This window comes from Streptomyces sp. CNP082 (genome assembly GCF_059570535.1).
This window is the reverse complement of the sequence record NZ_JCANSZ010000022.1, coordinates 82,237-101,561: the sequence shown is the minus strand read 5'-3', so window position 1 is coordinate 101,561 and position 19,325 is coordinate 82,237. Positions and strand designations below refer to the sequence as shown.

The following is a 19,325-nucleotide window of genomic DNA, read 5'->3' as shown; positions in this document are numbered from 1 at the left end:
CGCGCCGGTGTGCCGGCAGGCGGGCATGTCCCGCCGGGCCGCCGTGCCCCCGCTGCCTCTCCGGGCAGCGGGGGCACAGCCACGGCACCCCTGTGACCTGGGCTGTTACCGGGGGCTTACGCGGCCTGCGGCACGCTGGGCGGCATGCATGTGCTGATCGTGGAGGATCACCGGGAGCTGGCCGAGACCGTCGCCACCGGGCTGCGCGGGGACGGCATGGACACGGACCTCGCGTACGACGGCCAGGAGGCCCTGGACCGCGCCACGAGCCGGGAGTACGACGTGATCGTGCTGGACCGCGACCTGCCCCGGCTGCACGGCGACGACGTGTGCCGCGCGCTGACCAGACACGGCAGCAGCACCCGGGTGCTGATGCTCACCGCCTCCACCACCGTCGCCGACCGCGTCGACGGCCTCGGCCTCGGCGCCGACGACTACCTGACCAAGCCCTTCGCGTTCGCGGAACTGATCGCCCGCGTACGGGCCCTCGGCCGCCGCCCGGCCAACGCCGTGCCGCCGGTCCTCACCCGCGGCGACCTGACCCTCGTCCCCGCGCAGCACCTCGCCAGCCGGGGCGGGCGCCGGCTCGACCTGTCGCGCAAGGAACTCGCGGTGCTGGAGCTGCTGCTGTCCGCGCAGGGCGCGGTGGTCTCCGCCGAGGAACTCCTCGAACGGGCCTGGGACGGCGCCGCGGACCCGTTCACGAACGCCGTGAAGGTCACCGTCAGCAGGCTGCGCCGCAAGCTCGGCGAGCCGCCGGTGATCGAGACCATCCCCCATGCCGGATACCGCATCTGAGCCCGCCGGCGGCGCCGGCAGGCGCTTCCGCTGGACCGTCAGGCTCCGGCTGACGCTGCTGTACGGCGCGCTGTTCCTGCTCTCCGGCGTGGCGCTGCTCGCCATCACCTACGCGCTCGTCGCCCGCGGCGACGCCACCAAGGGCGTCCTCGTCAAGTTCGACAGCCCTCGGGAGACACACCGCGACCCGGCGGACATCGAGCACGTGGTCACCGAGCGCCACGAGGCCGCGCTGCAGGCCCTGGTCGCGCAGGCCGGGATCGCGCTGGCGCTGATGACCGCCGTGTCCGTCGCGCTGGGCTGGGTGATGGCCGGGCGCGTGCTGCGGCCGGTACGGATCATGGCGGCCCGGGCCCGGCAGATCTCCGGGCACAACCTGCACGCGCGGCTGGCCATAGCGGGCCCCGACGACGAACTGAAGGACCTCGGCGACACCTTCGACGGGCTGCTGTCCCGGCTGGACGCCGCGTTCGAGGCGCAGCGCCGGTTCGTCGCCAACGCCTCCCACGAGCTGCGCACCCCGCTGACGCTGCAGCGCGCGATGGTCGAGGTGGAGCTCTCCCAGCCCGGCGCCGACGCGGCCTCGCTGCGTGCCGTGTGCGAGCGGGTCGTCGCCTCGGGGGAGGAGCAGGAGCGGCTGATCGAGGCGCTGCTGACACTGGCCGGCAGCCAGAGCGGGCTGGTCGTCGCCGAGCCCGTCGACCTCGCGGGGGTCGTACGCAAGGTGGTGCACGACCGCACCTGCGCCACGCCCGGCACCCTGGACCTGCACTCCTCGCTGCGTCCCGCGGTCACCGCGGGCGATGAACGGCTCATCGCCCGGCTCGCCGGCAACCTGGTGGAGAACGCGCTGCGTTACACCCCGGACGGCGGCTGGGTGCGGGTGGCCACGGGCGTGAAGGAGACGGGCTATCCGATGCTGCGGGTGGTCAACAGCGGCCCGCGGATCCCCGCGGAGCGCATCCCCGGCCTGTACGAGCCGTTCCAGCGGCTGCAGCCGCGGGCGGCCGGCGGCGGCTACGGCCTGGGACTGTCCATCGTCGGCGCCGTCGCCGCCGCGCACCGCGCGGAGGTGACCACGGTGCCGGGGCCCGAGGGCGGGCTGGCGGTCACGGTGGAGTTCCCGCCGCCGGACCCGGGGGACTGGTGAGGGGGCGGCGCAGCCGGGCGGTCAGCTGGCGCCGATCATCTCCACCTCGCCGCCGAGCTGCTTGACCTTGCCGTCGCGGGGTACGTACGCGGCGTTCTGCACGGCGTAGTACTCCCGCACGCCCAGCGGCTCCTTCTCCTTGACGTACAGCCTGGTGGCGTCGCCCGGGATGATGTGGAAGCCCGGCCGGGTCGCGAAGTCCACCCGCGCGTCGTAGGAGTTGAAGACGGCCAGCGCCCCGCCGTCGGCCGTGCGCAGCGCGTACACGTCCGGGAAGGCGGGCTTGTACGTCTCGTCCCACTTGGGGTTCTCGGACTCGAACTCGGTCTCGAAGTAGCCGTCGTGCTCGGGTTTGATCCAGTCCCGGCGGGTGGTGTGGTCCTTGACCATGTTCGCGCGCACCTCGCTGGCCGCGAGGAGCTTGCCGTCCTTCTTGCCGCCCGTGACGTAGAGGTCGTTGACCGCGTCGTCGAGGCCGTCGAGCGCGGCGGTGCCCACCTCGGCGTCCGCGGGCAGCGCGGTGGGCAGGCCGCCGGCGCCGCGGTCGACCTCGGGGATTCGGCCCTGGATGCCGACGGAGGCGACGTTCTTCCACGTGTCCCCGCCGGCGCGCTCGAACACCAGCAGGCTGCGGTCGCCTTCGTCGAAACCGGGGCCCTCCACGGGGGCGTCGACCATGTACCAGTCGCTGCGGGCGGGGATGTAGTACTCGGCCTTGTCGGCGCGGTAGCGGAACGGCTTCTTGTAGAGGGTCCGGAACTTCTTCTCGTACGTCGGGAACTGCCGGTACTGCGCCCGGCTCTGCTGGTACAGCGCGCCGGCCTCGACCTCGCCGAGCGCGTCGCCGTCCAGGCCGGCGTTGGCCGCGTTGTTGGTCTCGACGTAGCGCTCCAGCACCTTGCGCGCCTGGCCCTCGCTGATCACCGGACGGGGCTGCTCCTTCCCGTCGCCGGGGCCGTCCGCGTCGTCGTCCGAGCCGCCGCTGCACGCCGTCGCCAGCAGGAGCGCGGCCAGACCCGCGGCGGCGGTGGATATGGCGGTCTTCTTCGTGCCCATGGGCGCAAACCCCCCGATGCGGTCAAGATCAGTGGTCGGGGGCGAGTCTAAGCACTGGCCCCGCGCCGCCCGCGCCTACCCCCGGACGCCCGGCCTCCGGCCCTCCTGAACGCTGCGGGCCGGCAACCGCCATGGCGGACAGCGGCGCCGCGTGGCTAGGGTGAGGACCATGCGAACCGGATTCGTTTGACGCTGACGGGCCCGTGGCCCTCCTCCCGCCCGATGCGCGAGACGCCCTGCCATCGAGACGAGAGGAGACGACGTCGTGACGTCGTTGTTCAGCCACCAACAGATCGAGCACTTCCGCGCCTTCGGGTACGTGGTGCTGCGCGCCCTGCTCACGCGCGAGGAGACCGGCCGGCTCACCGCCGAGGTGACCGCCGGGCTCACCGACGCGTACGGCGGCCTCGGCACCGACACCGATCCGTACGACGAGGGCGGCATCCGCGGCGACTACCTGCCGCTGGCCGCCGACCGGACGCCCTTCAGCCAGTCGCTGATCGCTGACGACCCGCGGCTGTTCCAGGGCTCCGCCGAGCTGTGCGGGCGGATGACCGTGCCCACGGTGCCCAGCGCGGTGTGCTTCACCGGCAACTCCGGCTGGCACACGGACATCGGTCCGGACGTGCCGGGGGTGACGTTCCTGGCCCACCTTCAGCCGCGTACCGCGGAGACCGGAGCGCTGCGGGTGCTGCCCGGGTCGCACGACCCCGCGTACGCCCGCAGGCTCGCCGCGTACCGCGGCGCCGACCCCGCCAACCAGGGGTTTCCCGGCTGGCCGGTGCCGGAGACCGTGCTGGCGACGGAGCCGGGCGACGTGCTGGCGTTCGACGCCCATCTGCTGCACCGCTCCGTGGGCGGCGAGCGCCGGCTGGCGTGGCGCACCGAGTACCTGGGGTGGCCGGGGCTCGGCGACGCCGACGGCATGCGCGTGGTGCGGGAGTTGCTCGCCGAGGACGCGTACGAGGACGCCGGGTTCGACCGCGGGCGCTGGCCGGAGTGGGACGAGTGGGCGGCCGGGGCCGCGGGGATCGCCTCGCGGCTCACGGCGCTCGACCGGCTGCGCCTGCTGGGCGCCGTCCCCGGGCCCCGTACCGCCTGAGGGTCCTGCCCGGTCCTGACACCGTTAGCGGAGACGAAGCCGTGTCCTCCGCCCGTGCGGCGGGGGCCACGGCCCTTCCGGGCGGCCGTGCGGCGCGGGTCCGGCGGACTATTCGCCCGTGGCCGGCAGCCTTTCCTCGGCCGCGGCGAGGATCTCGGTCACCCGCAGCCCGAGGTGTACGTCGCGGGGGTCGGGCCGGCCGCTCCCTGCCGCCTCGAGCAGCGCGTCCACGGCCCGTACGAACGCGGGCACGGGCCCGTCGTCGTCCCGCTCCGGCGCGGTCTGCGTGCCCTGCGTGCCGTGCAGTTGCACGGTGACCCCCGACGCCTGCGGCGGAATGGTGTGGCTGAGCGTGCATGTGCTGGAGGCACCCGAGGCGTGCCGCAGCGCGAGGTGCACGGTGTCGCCCGGGCCGCGCGCGGCGGTGACGGCGCCGGGCACGGCCGGGTCCACGTCGCCGAGGACCGGCAGCAGCATCGACAGCGCGTGCGGTCCGACGTCCCACAGCGCGCCCTTCTCACCGCGCCAGGGCGAGGCGGCGTACGGGCTGTCGGAGCCGGCGAAGACCGGCGAGAGCCAGTCGGCGCGGCCCAGCAGCCAGCCCTCCTCGCCGGCCCGGTCGGCGAGCCAGCCCGCGGTCTCGTCGCGGAAGCGCAGCGTGAAGAAGACCACGGAGGCCACCCCGGCGCGCTCCACCGCGGCCACCACCCGCCTGGCGGCGGCCACGTCGGTGGCGACGGGCTTGTCCAGCAGCAGGTGGCAGCCCGCCGCGGCGGCGCGCTCCGCGAGCGGCGCCTGCACGTCGGGCGGCAGCGCGACGGCCACCGCGTCGCAGTCGGCGAGCAGGGCGTCCACGTCGCCGTACGCGCGGGTGGAGAAGCGGTCGGCGAGCGCACGGGCCGCCTCCGGCCGCCGGCCCCACACGCCGGCGAGCTCCGCCCGCGGGTGCGCCTGGAGTCCGGGGCCGTGCGCGCGCTCGGCCCAGGGGCCGGTGCCGAGAAGTCCGAATCGCATGCGCCGAGTCTACGAGTACGCCGATACCCGCAGGCCGGGCGCCCCGTGCTCCCGCCGCCGGACCGGCTCGGCCGCGGCGGCGCACACTCCGGCGGTCACTTCTCGGGGCGTGCCCGGCTGGGCTGCACGCGCTTCGGCTCGCCCGCCATCTTCGGATGGTCCGGCGGGTACGGCAGGTCGCCCTGGCCGTGGTCCTGCTCCTGGCGCGCGGACAGCTCCAGCAGCGGGGTGATGTCGAAGGCGTGCTCGTCCATGCCGGCGTGCACGTCCCCGACCTCGGCGAACCGTTTCACCATGGTGACCAGGTCGAAGTCGTCCGGCTCGGCGTCGTCCACCTCCTCCCAGCGCAGCGGCGCGGAGACGGGCGCGTGCGGGCGCGGCCGGACGGAGTAGGCGGACGCGATGGTGCGGTCGCGGGCCATCTGGTTGTAGTCGACGAAGACCTTCTCGCCGCGCTCCTCCTTCCACCACGCGGTGGTGACCTGCTCCGGCATCCGCCGCTCCAGCTCCCGCCCGGCGGCTATCACCGCGCGGCGCACCTGCACGAACGTCCAGCGCGGCGCGATCGGCACGAACAGGTGCATCCCCCGCCCGCCGGAGGTCTTCGGCCAGGCGGTCAGCCCGTGTCCGCCGAGGACGGCGCGCATCTCGTGCGCGGCGCGCACGGCGTCGGCGTAGTCCGTGCCGGGCTGCGGGTCGAGGTCGATGCGCAGCTCGTCGGGGTGCTCGGTGTCGGCGCGCCGCACCGGCCAGGGGTGGAACGTCAGCGTGCCGTACTGGGCCGCCCAGACGACCGCCGCCGGCTCGGTCGGGCACATCTCGTCCGCGTACCGCCCGCTGGGGAAGGTGATGCGGGCGGTGGGGATCCAGTCGGGCGTGTTCTTCGGCGCGCGCTTCTGGAAGAACGACTCCCCGCTTATCCCCTCCGGATAGCGCTCGAGGGTCGTCGGCCGGTCCCGCAGCGCCCGTACGATGCCGTCGCCGACGGCGAGGTAGTACCGCGCGAGGTCGAGCTTCGTGTAGCCCTTGGCCGGGAAGAAGACCCGGTCCGGGCTGGACAGCCGTACGGTTCTCTCGCCCGCCTGGAGCTGAATCGCTGCACCCATGTGCGCAACGGTAAGGCGGATGTCCGAATCCCGCCTTACCGTTGCGCACATGGATCTGCCGGTGATGCCCCCCGTGAAGCCGATGCTCGCCAAGCCGCAGAAGAAGCTCCCGCCCGGGATGCTCTACGAGGCGAAGTGGGACGGCTTCCGCGCCATCGTCTTCCGCGACGGTGCCGAGGTCGAGGTCGGCAGCCGCACCGGCAAGCCGCTCACGCGCTACTTCCCGGAGCTGGTCGAGGCGCTGAAGGCCCATCTGCCCGAGCGGTGCGTCGTGGACGGCGAGATCGTCATCGTCCGCGGCGACCGGCTGGACTTCGACGCCCTCACCGAGCGCATCCACCCCGCCGACTCGCGGGTGCGGATGCTCGCCGAGCAGACACCGGCGAGCTTCGTCGCGTTCGACCTGCTCGCCCTCGGCGACGACTCGCTGCTGGACACCCCGCAGTCCGAGCGGCGCGCGGCGCTGCTGCGCGCCCTGGCCGACGCCAGGGCGCCCGTGCACATCGCGCCGGCGACGCGGGACCTGGCGGTCGCCGAGGAGTGGTTCGAGCAGTACGAGGGCGCCGGGCTCGACGGGATAATCGCCAAGCCGCCGGGGCTGCCGTACCGGCAGAACGAGCGGGTGCTCGTCAAGGTCAAGCACGAGCGCACGGCCGACGTGGTGCTCGCGGGCTTCCGCTGGCACAAGTCGGGGCCCGTGATCGGCTCCCTGCTGCTCGGCATCCACGACGACAAGGGCGTGCTGCAGCACGTGGGGGTGTGCGCGGCGTTCTCGATGAAGCGGCGGGCCGAGCTGGTCGAGGAGCTGGCGCCGCTGCGGATGGACACGCCCGGGGAGCAGGCGGCGCACCCGTGGGCCGACTGGGCGAAGGAGGAGGCGCACGAGTCGGCGCGGCTGCCGGGGGCGCCGAGCCGGTGGAGCGGGCAGAAGGACCTGTCGTGGGTGCCGCTGCGGCCGGAGCGGGTGCTGGAGGTGGCGTACGACCACATGGAGAACGGGGCCCGCTTCCGGCACACCGCCCAGTTCCGCCGCTGGCGCCCGGACCGCACCCCGGAGAGCTGCACGTACGAGCAGTTGGAGGAGCCGGTCAGGTACGACCTGCACGAGGTGCTGACGTCCCGTCCGCAGCATTGAGCGGCCCGGCCGGCGCCCACGGGGGCCGCCGGCCGGGGCATCCGGGGCATGCGGGGCCGCAGGGGAGCGCACCGCCCGGCGCGTCGTGGACGGGGCGGACCGGGGCCGCGAGGATGGGGGCATGGGAGCCACGCCGCCCACGGCCATGCGCGCCTGGGCCGTCACCGCGAAGGGCCGGCTGGAGCCGGTGGAGCTGCCGGTGCCCGCGCCGGGGCCCGACGAGCTGCTGGTCCGGGTGGAGGCGTGTGCCGTCTGCCGTACGGACCTGCACGTCCGCGACCACGACCTCCCGCCGCACAAGACGCCGGTCGTCCCCGGCCACGAGGCCGTCGGTGAGGTCGTCGCGGCCGGCGCCGCCGCCGAGCGGCGCATCGGGTCCCGCGTCGGCATCCCCTGGCTGCGCCACACCTGCGGCCGGTGCCGCTGGTGCGAGCGGGGCCGGGAGAACCTGTGCCCCGAGTCGCGCTACACCGGCTGGGACGCGGACGGCGGCTACGCCGAGTACGCCGTGGTGCCCGCCCCGTACGCCTACGCCCTGCCCAAGGAGCCCGCCGCCGAGGACCTGGCGCCGCTGCTGTGCGCCGGGATCATCGGCTACCGTGCGCTGCGGCTGGCGGAGCTGCCGGCGGGCGGGCGCCTCGGCCTCTACGGCTTCGGCGGATCCGCGCACCTGACCGCGCAGTTGGCCATCGCCCAGGGCGCCGAGGTGCACGTGCGCACCCGCTCGCGGGCGGCGCAGCGGCTCGCGCTGGAGCTGGGCGCCGCGACGGCGGCGGGGGCCGACGAGCCGGCGCCGGAGCCGTTCGACTCGGCGGTGCTGTTCGCGCCCGCCGGCGAGCTGGTGCCGGTCGCGCTGGCGGCGCTGGACGCCGGCGGCACGCTCAGCGTGGCGGGCATCCACCTCACCACGATCCCGGAGCTGGACTACGACCGGCACCTCTTCCGCGAGCGCGTGCTGCGCAGCGTCACCGCCAACACCCGCGCCGACGGCCGGGAGTTCCTCGCCGCCGCCGACGCGCACGGGGTGCGAGCGACCGTCACCCCGTACCCCTTCGACCGCGCGGACGACGCCCTCGCCGACCTGGCGGCGGACCGGGTCAGGGGCGCGGCGGTGCTGCGGATGCCGGCGGGGTGAGGGCGCGTACGACGTGCCGGATGCCCGGCGTCGCGGTCAGCCGCGCGGTACGTACAGGACCCAGACCTGTCCCTCGGCGAGCGGCATCGGATCGCCGTCCGGCGTCGTGAACACCGTGCGGTCCGCCGCCGTCGGCCGGTCCCACCGGGCGTCGTACGCGCGGCCGTCCCGCAGCACCGTGGCCTCGCCGGTGCCGACGGTCTCGGTGAACGGCGAGTTGTTGCCCCAGCGGTCGCCGAAGGCGCCCTCGCGGATCGTCGTCTCCTGCAGCACCACCGTCGGCGGCGCGAGGCGCTCGCCGCCGCTGGTGGCAGGCGTGCCGTCCATGGAGACCTCCCAACCGCGCCGCTCGGCCGACCAGTCGAAGGTGAAGCTCGCGGCCGGCATCTCCACCGTGCGCTCGCCGGTCTTCCGGCCGCCGGCCGGCGCCTCGCCGGTCTCGTACAGCGACGCGGCGTCCATGTCGGCGAGTTCGGGGGCGGCGTCGGTGACGCCCTCGGGGCGCAGGTAGAGGTTGTGCGGCATAGGCCGGTCGGTGCCGCGGAAGTACGCGCCGGGCAGTTGCTCGGGCGGCACCGGGCGCAGCGGGGCGCGGTTGATGTGCGGCTTGAGCTTGGACTGCGCCCCGGAGTAGGCGAGCACCGGGTCGTCGTACTGCGCCAGCAGCTCCAGGTCCGTCTCGCGGGCGCTGCGCACCGGCCCGACGACGTCGGGGAGCCCGGAGGCGTAGACGGCGAGGAAGCGGCTGATGCCGGCCTCGACCCGCTCCACGTGCACGACGTCGGCCTGCTCCAGACCCGTGTGCGGCCGGGCGGGCGCCGCGTTGTCCAGCTTCACGCCCAGCACCGGGCCCTCGGCCACGGCGGGCGCCTCGTCGGTGGGGGTCGGCGAGGGGGACGGGGACGGGGAGACGGGGGAGGAGCGGGCCTGGGGGCGGTGCGCCGGCTCCCGCGTGCCGTCGTGCGACCGGGCGAGGAGCACCGCGGTGACGGCGACCGCGGGCACCAGGAGCGCTGTTGCAGCGGCTATGTGCTTCTTGTTCAACGGACCCCCCACTCGGCGTGCTGCCGGTGACCTACCCGCCCCGGCCGCCGGCTACCGCGGTTGCTGCCTAGCGCAGCAGTTCATCGGCTATCACCAAGGCGAAGCCGGCGACCAGCATCGCCATCGCGACCCGGGTGCGGCCCGCGCGGCTGAGCGTGATCGCGGTGCCGGAGAGGATGAGCGCGCCGCCGTAGAGCGCGAAGGTCAGCAGCGAGGGCTCCCTGCGGAACCGCACCACCATGGCCACGCCGACGGCCACCATCACACCGGCGGAGGTCAGGGCCCGCACCCGGCGCACCTGCCGCGGGGTCAGCCGGGGCGGCGGCGGCTCGTCGGCCTCCTCGCCGTCGGCCATCCCGTCCGGGTCCGCCGCGCCGTCCGTGCCGTCCGGGCCATGCGGGGCGTCCGGGTCACCGGCGCCGGGCGTGTGGGGGTCGCCCGTGTCGGTGCCGGCCGCGGCTATGCCGGACTTCGCGCCGTCTGCGGTCTTTTCGGCCTCGTCGAGGCCCGTGTCGTCGATGCCGGTGTCGTCGCGGGAGGTCATGTGCGCCGAGCGTAGTCGCCCGGCCGCCGCGCGGGAGGGCCGGGCCGCGAACCCGCCCGGGATTCGCGGGCGCCCGCGCCCCGGCCGGGCCGGCAGGAGCGCACGCTACGTGCGGCCCTCGTCCTCCTGCGCCGTGCGCAGCGCCTCGGCGGGCGGCATCCAGTCGGCCCGTACGACCGTGAAGCCGGCCTTCTCGTACGCCGCGCAGACCGGCTCGTCGTCGTCCACGACCATCGCCACCGTGCGCCCGCGGGCCACCCGGCGCAGCAGCTCCGGCTTCGCCACCCGGGCCGGCCGCCGGTCGCCCGCGCGGCGCATCCACAGCGGGCCCTCGGGCAGCCCGTGCCCGGCGAGCCAGGCCAGCGTGTCCCGGCGGCAGCGCTCCGGGCGGCCGGTGACGTAGCAGACCTCGCAGGTCCGGGCCCACTGGAGGGCCAGCGCCACGCCCTCGGGCAACGGCGGGTCGAGGGGCGCCGCGCGGAAGAAGGCGTCCCAGTCCTTGGGGGAGGAGGCGACGTGGTGCAGCCGGTGCCGGGTGTCGGTGAGGGTGCCGTCCAGGTCGAACACCGCAAGGTCTCGCTTCGCCACGCCGCCAGCCTACGGGCGCCCGCCGCCGGCGTCCCACGGGGTGCCCTACGCATCAGCGGCCACGCCCGTTACCGTGCCCGGATGGAGCGACGCCACACAGCCGGCGCCGGGATCGCGCTGGCCCTGCTGCTCGTCGTCGGCCTCGTCGTCGTCCTCACCGACGACGACGGCTCCGACGGCGACGCGGCCGGTGCCTGCACGGGTCTGGCCGTCTCCGGCTGGAGCGCCGACGCCGCGACGACGGACGAGTTCGAGCGCTACGGCAACGACGGCGCCCGTGCGGACGACTGGACCGGCGGCGACGGCAACCACTCGGTCCGGCTGCCCGACGGCCGCACGCTGTGGCTGGTCTCCGACCCGTACCTCGGCCAGGTCAACCCGCCGCCCAACCGCCAGGGCCAGCAGCACGCCTGGCGCGACACCTCGCTCGGCGCCCCGGCCTGGACCCGCAACGCCGCCCTCGTCATGTCCGCGGACGGCCGCCTCGAACGCACCCTCCTGGGCGGTGCCCCCGGCGCGCCCTCCTCCCTCTTCCCCGAACCCGGGGCCCCGGTGCGGCAGTGGCGCTGGCCGGTGCACGCCGTGGTGGAGCCGCGCGCGCCCGGCTCGTCCGAGCAGGTGCTGCGGGTGCTGCTGTGGCACCGGCAGGAGGCGCAGCAGCCGTGGATCTACGGCGTGCCGCTGGCCACCGAGGTCGCCACGCTCTCGCTGCCCGACCTGCGGCTGGAGGGCATCACCCAGGTCGACGACCAGTCCCGGGTCGCCGACCCGGCCGACCGCCTCGTCTACGGTGCGGCGGCGGTCCAGCGCGGCGGCTGGACGTACGTGTGGGGCGGCACCGACGGCCGCACCCCCGAGCAGGCGGAGCGCAGCTCCCGCGCGCACCTCGCGCGCGTGCCGGCCGGGCGGCTCGCGGACCGGTCGGCGTGGCGGTACTGGGACGGCGAGCGCTGGAGCGAGGAGGCGGCCCGCTCGAAGCCGGTGCTGGGCGACGGCGGACGCAAGGGCGTCGGCAGCGCGTTCAGCGTGGTGCGCCGGGGCGACACCTGGGTGCTGTTCACGATGGACGCGGGCGGGCCGGACGGAAGCGGGCTGACGACCGTCGCGTCGTACTGGGCGTGCCGGCCGGAAGGCCCGTGGCACGGGCCGGACAAGGCGTTCACCGCCCCGCTGCCCGAGGACGCGGCCGGCGGCTCCGGCGCCGCCGCGTACAACCCGCAGGCCCACCCCGGCGTCGGCACCGAGGACGGGCTGCTGCTCGGCTACGACGTCAACTGGCTGGACGCCTCCGCCGGCACCGTCTCCGCCAACGTGCACCGCAACGTGGCGCTGTACCGCCCGCGGTTCGTCCGCCTGCACCTCGACGCGGTGGAGTGAGGACGGGTGGCGGACGCCGGACGCCGACGACGGCACCACCGCACCCACTAGATGCCGTCGCCCGGCTGACGGCCGACCCCGGGTCCGTACAAGGGAATTCGCCGCCCGGCCGGCCCGCCGGCACGGAACAATGCCTTCCCATGCAGCCTCACGCCGACGACCTCATCCGCGCCCTCGACCCCCTGCCGTACCCGCAGCGCCTGCGCGAGCTGGCCGCCGCCGCCCGCCGGGCCACCGGGCGCGGTGAACTGGCCGCGCTCCTCGACGGGCTGGCGGGGCACGGCGCGTACGGCCGCAGGCTCGCGGCGTTCGCCGCCCTCGTCGGGTGCGACACCGGCTTCCTCGCCGCCCGGCTCGCCGACCCCGACCCCGCCGTGCGCGCCCAGGGCGTGAAGGCCGTACGGCGCGGGCTGCTGCCCGACGAGGCGGTCGTCGCCGCCTTCGACGACGCGCCCGCCGTCGTCCGCGGGCAGCTCGTCCGCGCCGTGGTGCGTGGCCGGCGCACCGCCGTCGCCGAGGCGCTCATCGGGCCCGTCGGTGAGCAGTGGGGCGACGCCGAGGCCGCCAGGCTGCTGCCCGCGTGTACCGAGGAGACCGTACGCCGCCTGCTGCCGGCGCTCTGGCCCGCGCTCAGCGGCCCCGCCACCCTCGCGGGCCGGCACCCCGGGGCCGTACTCGACGAGGCGGAGCGGCAGTTGGCCCTGCTGCCGCGCGGCGGCCGGGCGGCGTGGTGGACCGCGTACTCCGCCGTCGTCGCGCCGCTCGCCGACCGCGCCCCGGACCGGGTGCTGGAGCTGCTGGAGCGGTACTGCCACGGCGGGCTGCCGCCACGCGTGGACGAGCGGCTGAACCGCCTCGTCGCCGCCGACCCCGGCCGCACGCTGCGCCTGCTGCTCGCCCCCGAGCGCCGCCGGGGGACCGCCGTCACCCGGCTCCCGCGCACCGTGCTGGACCGGCTCCTCGCCGCCGCACCGCCGCAGCTGCCCGAACTCGCCCGGCTGTGGCAGGAGAACACCAGCGCGCTCACCGACCTGCTGCGCCGTACCCCGCCGTCCCGCCGCGAGGCGCTCTTCGACGCCGCCATGGCCGAACGGGACACCGCCCGCGACGACTTCCCGCCCGGCCTGCTCGACGCGCTGCCCCGGGAGCGCCGGGCGGCGGAGGCGCGCCGCATGGCGGCGCAGGCCCGGGAGCGCGACGCGCACCCCTCGGACGTGCTGCACGCCGTGGCCTGTCTGCCCGTCGCCGAGGCCCGCGGCGACCTGCTCGCCGCGCTGCGCCGCCCCGACGCCGACGAGCGCGCCGTGGCGTACCGGCTGCTCGTCGCCAACGCCGTCCGCTCCGGCCACCCCGAGGACGTCACCAGCGCCGTCCGGCTGCTGGCCGAACGGCTGCGCAACGACCAGGACCCGGTGCGCTCCGTCGCGCTGCGGCAGCTCGCCGAGACCCACCCCGCGCTCTTCACCGCCGACGCTGCCGACCACCTCCACGACATCGCCGCCGACGCGATCGCCGCCCGCGACTCCTCCCCGGCCACCCGAGGCGCGCTGCGCACGCTGGCCGTCGCGCTGCTGCGCGAGCACGCCGCGGGCGGCCGGCCCGAGCTGGTGAGCTTCTCCCTGCGTACGATCACCCGGCTCACCGGCCACACCGGCGGCGCCGACCTCGGCCGGCTGGACACCTCGCTGCGCCGCGGCCAGGAGCACGAGGTCTTCGACGCCCTCGAACCGTGGCTGGAGGCGGGCGCGGACAAGGTCGACCACGGGCTGACGTTCGCGCTCGCGCGGGCGCTCGGGCGGCGCGCCTGGGGGATGCCCAAGCTGCAGGAATACCTGTGGCAGGCCGTGCAGTTCGGCAGCGACGCGACCGTGCGCACCGCCGTGTCGCTGTGGCTCGAGCCGCGCGCGGGCCGCGGCGAGCGCGTCGCCCGCCTGCTGACGCTGGAGCCGTCCGCCGCGGTGCTCCCGCCGGTGTACCAGGTGCTCGCCCGCACCCGTACGGACCTGCTGGACGCCGTCCTCGGCGACACCCCGCCGTGGGGCCGGTTCCTGACCCCGCGGGCCGCCTGGATCCCGCCCGTCGTCACGCCCGAGCGCTGGACGCCCGCCCAGCAGGCCGCCGCCGCCCGGCTGCTGGCCAGGGCTGCGGGCGACGCCGGGCTGCCGCGGCACGAGCGCATACGGGCCCTCGCGGACGCCGCCCGCATACCCGGCCACGGCTTCGACGTCGCCTTCCGCTGCACCGGCGCGGAGGACGTCGCCCTCGCCGAGGCCGCCCTCGCCGCCCTGGTGTGGACCGACCGGCCCGAGGAGTCGCTGCCGCTGCTGCTCGCGCACGCCGGCGGCGACCGGGCCCGCGTCGCGGTGTACGCCGCCACCCGCGCCACCCGGCACGCGGCGCCCTCGCTCGTCGAGGCGGCCCTGCGCCCGCTGCTGCTGCCCGGCCCCGACGGGTCCGCGGCCGGCGCGAAGGTCACCAGCCGCAAGGAGGCCGTCCGCCTCGCCGCGACCCGGCTGCCGGCCGAGCGCGCGGCGGCGCTGGTGGCGGGTGCGTACGAACTGCCCGAGCAGCACCGCGACGTACGCGCCGCGTGCGTGGCGTTCGCCGGCGGCCTGCTCGGCAGGCCGGAGGTGTGGCGGATGCTGGAGTCGGCCGCGGCCGACGACCCGGAGGTGCGGCTCCCGCTGCTCCGGCCGCAGCCGCGCGACCTGCGCGAGGAGTACCGGCCGCGGTACGCGGGGCTGGTGGAGTCCGCGAGCCGCACCGACGACCCGCAGCTCGCCTGGGCCGCGTACACCAGCCTCGCCGCCTGGGCGCCGTGGTCGCCGACCGCGTCGGACGTGCTGTGCCGGGCGGTCACCGACCTCGCCAACCGGGGTACGTGGGAGCCCGCGGCCGATGCCCTCGTCACCCTGGCGGTCAACGCGCCCGCGGACGATCCGGCGCGCGAGCCCGTCGTACGCGCCGGACGTGAACTCCGCGTCCGCACCCTCGGCCAGCCGGACGCGGAGCAGGACCGCGACCTGCCCGCGCGCCGGCGCCTCGTCTCCCTCGTTCAGCGGCTGACCCTGCGGGCGCGTGTGATCCGCCCCTTGATGCGGCCCACACTGCACGCGTTCGCCGACGTGCTCGCGGTGGACGACGACTTCGTGCCGGAGGCGGCGGAGCTGCGCACGGCGGCCCTCGACCTGGCGGCCGGGGCGGCGGAGCTGACCGCGGCGCTGCGGGAGCTGGCGGCGCTGCACGAGGGGCGCCCGGTGCTCGCCGGGGCCACGGCGAGCACACTGGGCCACCGGCTGGACCGGGACGCCCGGCCGGGTTCGCCGGATGCCCGGGCGGAGGCGGCCCGCGCACTGGCGGCGGCGGGCGGGCACGCGGAGGGCCTGTTCGCGGTCGCGCTCACGGAGGTCTCCGGTGGACGGGCGGGCTGGCCGGAGCCCTGGCGCGGCACGCTGCGTACGCTGCGCGCGCATCCGCAGCGGGAGGTGCGGGACGCGGCGCTGGCGGTGCAGACGGCGGAGGAGTAGGACGAGCGGGGGGTACGCACCGGGGCGGCCGGCCCGTACGGCGCCCGCGCGCTACGGCGACGTGACCCGTACCCGGAAGCCCATCCCCGCCGCCACCAGCCGCTCGGTCAGCGCCTCGCCCATCGCCTGCGCCGTCGTGACCTGCCCCGACGTCTCCGGCAGCGGGTCGTACGCCAGGCACATCGCCGCTTCCGCCAGGATCTTCGCCGTCTCGTCGTACCCCGGGTCGCCGCCGCTGACCTCCGTCACCACCCGCCGGTCGCCGCCCCTGCCCACGAAGCGGGCGGAGAACCAACTGCGCGCCCGGCGCTCCTCGCCCGGCCCCGTACCCGGCGCCAGCCGGGAGGCCATCAGCCTGCGCAGCGGCGGCAGTTGCGCCGCGGCGGCGAAGGCACCCGCGCCCAGCATGCCGCCCGCGACGACCGGCAGCCGCTTGACGGCGGCGTAGTGGCGGTAGCGGAAGTCCGGCCCGTACCGCGGAAGCGCCGCGGCCGACCGCGCCACCACGCGCGACTCCAGCGTCGGCAGCGGCAGTCCCCAGGTGCGCAGCGCGCCGCTGCGCGTCGGCGCGCCCAGCGGCGCCCGCACCCGGCGCTCCGCCACCCGCGGCTCCGCCCTGCGGCGGGCCCGTGCCGCCCGCGCCGCCGGCAGCGGCCGGGAGACGACCCCGAGCGCGGACGCCAGAGTGCCGCCGGAGACCTGGCCGAAGGCGCGCAGGAAGCCGTCGATCCGCAGCGGCACGTCCTCCGGCAACTGCTCGACGGTGTAGCGCACGCCGAGGTCGAACGGGGTGCAGTCGAACCCGCAGGCGTGCACCAGCCGGGCCCCCGTCTCCCGGGCCCGCTCGTGGTGGCGTACGTACACCCGGTCGACGAACTCCGGCTCGCCGGCCAGGTCCGCGTAGTCGGTCCCGGCCGCGGCGCACGCGGCGGCCAGCGGGCCGCCGTAGCGCAGGTACGGCCCGACCGTCGTGGCCACCACCCGGGTCTGCTCCGCCAGCGCGCGCAGCGCCGCCGGGTCCGCCGCGTCCGCGGTGAGCAGCGGCAGGCCGCCCCACTCCGGCCGGATCGCGGCCAGCCGGTCGCGTACGTCCGCGAGCCTGCCGGTGTCGCGCCCGGCCAGCGCCCAGCGGCAGCCGGGCGGCGCGTGGCGGGCCAGGTAGTCGGCGGTGAGGCCGCCGGTGAAGCCGGTGGCGCCGAAGAGGATGAGGTCGTACGGCCGGGACTCGTCTGCCATGGGTCCCAGGGTGGTTGATGACGCGCCTGCCGTCGATGCAGACGGCGGCAGGCGCCTCGTGAACCGCCTGTCACCGCCGCCACGGCCGCCGGCCCGCGCGTGGGGTCCCCGCACTTGTGTCCACTGAAACGTGTTCTTATCATCTCTGGTGTTACACAGTTGGTGTCACACTGCTGGGGGCTTGATGGGGAGCACGAGGCACGGCCCGCTGCACGGCGTACGCGTGGTCGAGCTGGCCGGCATCGGCCCCGGGCCGTTCGCCGCGATGCTCCTCGCCGACCTCGGCGCCGACGTCGTACGGGTCGACCGGCCCGGCGGCCCCGGACTGGGCGTCGACCCCGCGCACGACCTCACCAACCGCAACAAGCGCTCCGTCGTCCTCGACCTCAAGTCCGCGCCGGGCGCCGCCGCCGCGCTGGCCCTCGCCGAGCGCGCCGACATCCTCGTCGAGGGCTTCCGCCCCGGCGTCGCCGAGCGCCTCGGCGTCGGCCCCGGGGACTGCCTCGCCCGCAACCCCCGGCTGGTGTACGGGCGGATGACGGGCTGGGGCCAGGACGGCCCGCTGGCGGAGACCGCCGGTCACGACATCGGCTACGTCGCCGTCACCGGCGCGCTCGGCATGACCGGCCCCGCCGACGGCCCGCCCGCCTTCCCCGCCAACCTCCTCGGTGACTACGCCGGCGGTTCGCTGTATCTCGTCGTCGGCGTGCTGTCCGCACTGCAGCACGCCCGTACCACCGGGGAGGGGCAGGTCGTCGACGCGGCCATCGTGGACGGCACCGCGCACCTCACCGCGATGATCCACGCCATGGTCGCCGCCGGCGCCTGGCACGACCGCCGCGGCGCCAACCTCCTGGACGGCGGTGCGCCGTTCTACGGCGTCTACGAGACCGCGGACGGGCAGTACATGGCCGTCGGCGCGCTGGAACCCGCGTTCTACGAGGAGTTCGTCCGCCTCCTCGACGCCCCCGGCACCCTGCCAGAACGGAGCGACCCGGCCGCGTGGGGGGAGCTGCGCGAGCGGCTGGCCGCCCGCTTCCGGACGCGTACGCGCGCGGAGTGGACCGAGGTCTTCGCCGGCTCCGACGCCTGCGTCGCCCCCGTGCTGTCCCTGCGCGAGGCCCGCGACCACCCGCACCTCGCCGCCCGCGGCACCTTCGCCGAGGAGTACGGCATCGTCCAGCCGGCCCCCGCGCCCCGGTTCTCCGCCACCCCGGGTGCCGTACGCCGTCCGCCCGCGCGCCCGGGCGCCGACGCCGCGGACGTCGCCCGCGACTGGCACGTACCGGACCTGACCCCTGCCCCGACTCCCGCCCCGACTCCCGCCCCGACTCCCGACCCGACCCCCGCCCCGACCGAGGAGAAGCGTTGAAGCGCCGGCTGTACGGGCCCGAGCACGTGGCCTTCCGCGAGACCGTACGGACCTTCCTCGCCAAGGAGGTCACCCCGCACTACCAGAGGTGGGAGGCCGACGGGATCGTCTCCCGCGACGCCTGGCTCGCCGCCGGGCGGCAGGGCCTGCTCGGCCTCGCCGTCCCCGAGGAGTACGGCGGCGGGGGCCACGACGACTACCGCTTCGCGGCCGTCCTGGCCGAGGAGTTCGCCCGCGCCGGCGCCGCCGGCCTCGCCGTGGGGCTGCACAACGACGTCATCGGCCCGTACCTGACCTCCCTGGCCACCGACGAGCAGAAGCGGCGCTGGCTGCCCGGGTTCTGCACCGGCGAGCTGATCACCGCCATCGCCATGACCGAACCCGGCGCCGGCTCCGACCTGCAGGGCATCCGCACCACCGCCGAGGACCGCGGCGACCACTGGCTGCTCAACGGCGCCAAGACGTTCATCTCCAACGGCATCCTCGCCGACCTCGTCGTCGTGGTCGCCAAGACCACCCCCGAGGGCGGCGCGCACGGGCTGAGCCTGCTGGTCGTCGAGCGCGGCACGGCCGGCTTCGAGCGCGGTCGCAACCTCGACAAGATCGGCCAGAAGGCCCAGGACACCGCCGAGTTGTTCTTCACCGACGTACGGGTGCCGAAGGACAACCTGCTCGGGGAGCGCGACGGCGCGTTCGGCCACCTGATGACCAACCTGCCGCAGGAGCGGATGGCCATCGCCGTCGCCGCCTGCGCCGCCGCCGAGCACCTGGTCGGGGCCACCACGGCGTACGTCAAGGAGCGCGAGGCGTTCGGGCGGGCGCTCGGCCGGTTCCAGCACATCCGCTTCGAGATCGCCGAGATGGCCACCGAGTGCGCCGTGACGCGGACGTTCGTCGACCGCTGCATCGAGGAGCTGGCGGCCGGCGAGCTGGACGCGGTGCACGCCTCGATGGCCAAGTGGTGGGCGACAGAACTGCAAAAACGCACGGCGGACCGCTGTTTGCAACTGCACGGCGGCTACGGCTACATGAGCGAGTTCCCCGTGGCCCGCGCCTTCACCGACGGGCGTGTCCAGACCATCTACGGCGGCACCACCGAGATCATGAAAGAGATCATCGGCCGCTCCCTGCTCTCCTGAGA

16 protein-coding genes are annotated in these 19,325 nt (G+C 75.9%); 9 read left to right on the top strand and 7 right to left on the bottom strand.

Translation table 11 applies throughout. The annotated features are described in order from the left end of the window. Positions 1–144: 144 nt before the first annotated feature. Positions 145–798, top strand: a complete 654-nt coding sequence (locus tag B124_RS19045; protein WP_496504081.1) for a response regulator transcription factor — start codon at positions 145–147, stop codon at positions 796–798. Beyond that, a complete protein-coding gene (locus tag B124_RS19040) occupies positions 779–1,948 on the top strand; it encodes a sensor histidine kinase (protein ID WP_496504080.1) in 1,170 nt (389 codons plus the stop codon). The genes B124_RS19045 and B124_RS19040 overlap by 20 nt, the downstream gene beginning before the upstream one ends. Before the next feature lie 21 nt (positions 1,949–1,969). On the opposite strand, the gene B124_RS19035 is transcribed toward B124_RS19040, so the two are convergent. Continuing rightward, on the bottom strand, positions 1,970–3,004 hold the full coding sequence (locus B124_RS19035; RefSeq protein WP_496504079.1) for a DUF8094 domain-containing protein: 1,035 nt from the start codon (positions 3,002–3,004) through the stop codon (positions 1,970–1,972). A 265-nt stretch (positions 3,005–3,269) separates the two neighbouring features. On the opposite strand from B124_RS19035, the gene B124_RS19030 reads away from it, so the two are divergent. Further along, the gene (locus tag B124_RS19030) at positions 3,270–4,106 is read left to right on the top strand and encodes a phytanoyl-CoA dioxygenase family protein (protein WP_496504078.1); all 837 of its coding nucleotides are present in this window, start codon (positions 3,270–3,272) and stop codon (positions 4,104–4,106) included. Between the two features lie 108 nt (positions 4,107–4,214). Here B124_RS19030 and B124_RS19025 read toward each other — a convergent pair whose 3' ends face one another. Together B124_RS19025 and ligD are read right to left on the bottom strand one after the other, a co-directional pair. Further along, positions 4,215–5,120 (bottom strand): Gfo/Idh/MocA family protein, encoded by a 906-nt coding sequence (locus tag B124_RS19025; protein WP_496504077.1) that lies wholly within the window; start codon positions 5,118–5,120, stop codon positions 4,215–4,217. A gap of 95 nt (positions 5,121–5,215) precedes the next feature. Further along, entirely contained in the window at positions 5,216–6,226 is a 1,011-nt protein-coding gene (ligD, locus tag B124_RS19020; RefSeq protein WP_496504076.1) for a non-homologous end-joining DNA ligase, read from the bottom strand. 49 nt (positions 6,227–6,275) lie between these two features. Between ligD and B124_RS19015 the strand changes: the two genes are divergently transcribed. Both B124_RS19015 and B124_RS19010 read left to right on the top strand, forming a co-directional pair. Beyond that, on the top strand, positions 6,276–7,361 hold the full coding sequence (locus B124_RS19015) for an ATP-dependent DNA ligase (RefSeq protein ID WP_496504075.1): 1,086 nt from the start codon (positions 6,276–6,278) through the stop codon (positions 7,359–7,361). Positions 7,362–7,506: 145 nt separating this feature from the next. Further along, entirely contained in the window at positions 7,507–8,496 is a 990-nt protein-coding gene (locus tag B124_RS19010) for a zinc-binding alcohol dehydrogenase family protein (RefSeq protein WP_496504095.1), read from the top strand. A 36-nt stretch (positions 8,497–8,532) separates the two neighbouring features. Here B124_RS19010 and B124_RS19005 read toward each other — a convergent pair whose 3' ends face one another. The 3 genes from B124_RS19005 to B124_RS18995 all read right to left on the bottom strand — a co-directional run bounded on the left by B124_RS19005 (position 8,533) and on the right by B124_RS18995 (position 10,672). Further along, positions 8,533–9,540 carry a DUF3048 domain-containing protein gene (locus B124_RS19005; protein WP_496504074.1) on the bottom strand — a complete coding sequence of 336 codons (1,008 nt, stop codon included), beginning with the start codon at positions 9,538–9,540 and terminating at the stop codon, positions 8,533–8,535. Positions 9,541–9,607: 67 nt separating this feature from the next. Continuing rightward, a complete protein-coding gene (locus B124_RS19000; protein ID WP_496504073.1) occupies positions 9,608–10,084 on the bottom strand; it encodes a hypothetical protein in 477 nt (158 codons plus the stop codon). A 105-nt stretch (positions 10,085–10,189) separates the two neighbouring features. Then, positions 10,190–10,672 carry a phosphatase domain-containing protein gene (locus B124_RS18995; protein WP_496504072.1) on the bottom strand — a complete coding sequence of 161 codons (483 nt, stop codon included), beginning with the start codon at positions 10,670–10,672 and terminating at the stop codon, positions 10,190–10,192. 81 nt (positions 10,673–10,753) lie between these two features. On the opposite strand from B124_RS18995, the gene B124_RS18990 reads away from it, so the two are divergent. Together B124_RS18990 and B124_RS18985 are read left to right on the top strand one after the other, a co-directional pair. Then, entirely contained in the window at positions 10,754–12,049 is a 1,296-nt protein-coding gene (locus B124_RS18990; protein ID WP_496504071.1) for a DUF5005 domain-containing protein, read from the top strand. 140 nt (positions 12,050–12,189) lie between these two features. Next, positions 12,190–15,576, top strand: coding sequence for a hypothetical protein (locus B124_RS18985; RefSeq protein WP_496504070.1), 3,387 nt, complete (start codon positions 12,190–12,192; stop codon positions 15,574–15,576). Positions 15,577–15,627: 51 nt separating this feature from the next. Here the strand turns inward: B124_RS18985 and B124_RS18980 are convergent, their stop codons facing one another. Next, a complete protein-coding gene (locus B124_RS18980; RefSeq protein WP_496504069.1) occupies positions 15,628–16,812 on the bottom strand; it encodes a saccharopine dehydrogenase family protein in 1,185 nt (394 codons plus the stop codon). A gap of 184 nt (positions 16,813–16,996) precedes the next feature. On the opposite strand from B124_RS18980, the gene B124_RS18975 reads away from it, so the two are divergent. Continuing rightward, positions 16,997–18,184: a CaiB/BaiF CoA transferase family protein gene (locus B124_RS18975; protein WP_496504068.1), complete on the top strand. Its 1,188-nt coding sequence runs from the start codon at positions 16,997–16,999 to the stop codon at positions 18,182–18,184. Then, entirely contained in the window at positions 18,181–19,323 is a 1,143-nt protein-coding gene (locus B124_RS18970) for an acyl-CoA dehydrogenase family protein (protein ID WP_496504067.1), read from the top strand. Before B124_RS18975 ends, B124_RS18970 begins: the two co-directional genes overlap by 4 nt. The last annotated feature ends 2 nt before the right edge of the window (positions 19,324–19,325 follow it).

What these genes read in the sequence shown, in the direction of transcription:
- B124_RS19045 (WP_496504081.1), top strand. Translation starts at nt 145, where the DNA reads ATGCATGTGCTGATCGTGGAGGATCACCGGGAGCTGGCCGAGACCGTC.
- B124_RS19040 (WP_496504080.1), top strand. Translation starts at nt 779, where the DNA reads ATGCCGGATACCGCATCTGAGCCCGCCGGCGGCGCCGGCAGGCGCTTC.
- B124_RS19035 (WP_496504079.1), bottom strand. Translation starts at nt 3,004, where the DNA reads ATGGGCACGAAGAAGACCGCCATATCCACCGCCGCCGCGGGTCTGGCC.
- B124_RS19025 (WP_496504077.1), bottom strand. Translation starts at nt 5,120, where the DNA reads ATGCGATTCGGACTTCTCGGCACCGGCCCCTGGGCCGAGCGCGCGCAC.
- ligD (WP_496504076.1), bottom strand. Translation starts at nt 6,226, where the DNA reads ATGGGTGCAGCGATTCAGCTCCAGGCGGGCGAGAGAACCGTACGGCTG.
- B124_RS19015 (WP_496504075.1), top strand. Translation starts at nt 6,276, where the DNA reads ATGGATCTGCCGGTGATGCCCCCCGTGAAGCCGATGCTCGCCAAGCCG.
- B124_RS19010 (WP_496504095.1), top strand. Translation starts at nt 7,507, where the DNA reads ATGCGCGCCTGGGCCGTCACCGCGAAGGGCCGGCTGGAGCCGGTGGAG.
- B124_RS19000 (WP_496504073.1), bottom strand. Translation starts at nt 10,084, where the DNA reads ATGACCTCCCGCGACGACACCGGCATCGACGACACGGGCCTCGACGAG.
- B124_RS18990 (WP_496504071.1), top strand. Translation starts at nt 10,754, where the DNA reads ATGGAGCGACGCCACACAGCCGGCGCCGGGATCGCGCTGGCCCTGCTG.
- B124_RS18985 (WP_496504070.1), top strand. Translation starts at nt 12,190, where the DNA reads ATGCAGCCTCACGCCGACGACCTCATCCGCGCCCTCGACCCCCTGCCG.
- B124_RS18980 (WP_496504069.1), bottom strand. Translation starts at nt 16,812, where the DNA reads ATGGCAGACGAGTCCCGGCCGTACGACCTCATCCTCTTCGGCGCCACC.
- B124_RS18975 (WP_496504068.1), top strand. Translation starts at nt 16,997, where the DNA reads ATGGGGAGCACGAGGCACGGCCCGCTGCACGGCGTACGCGTGGTCGAG.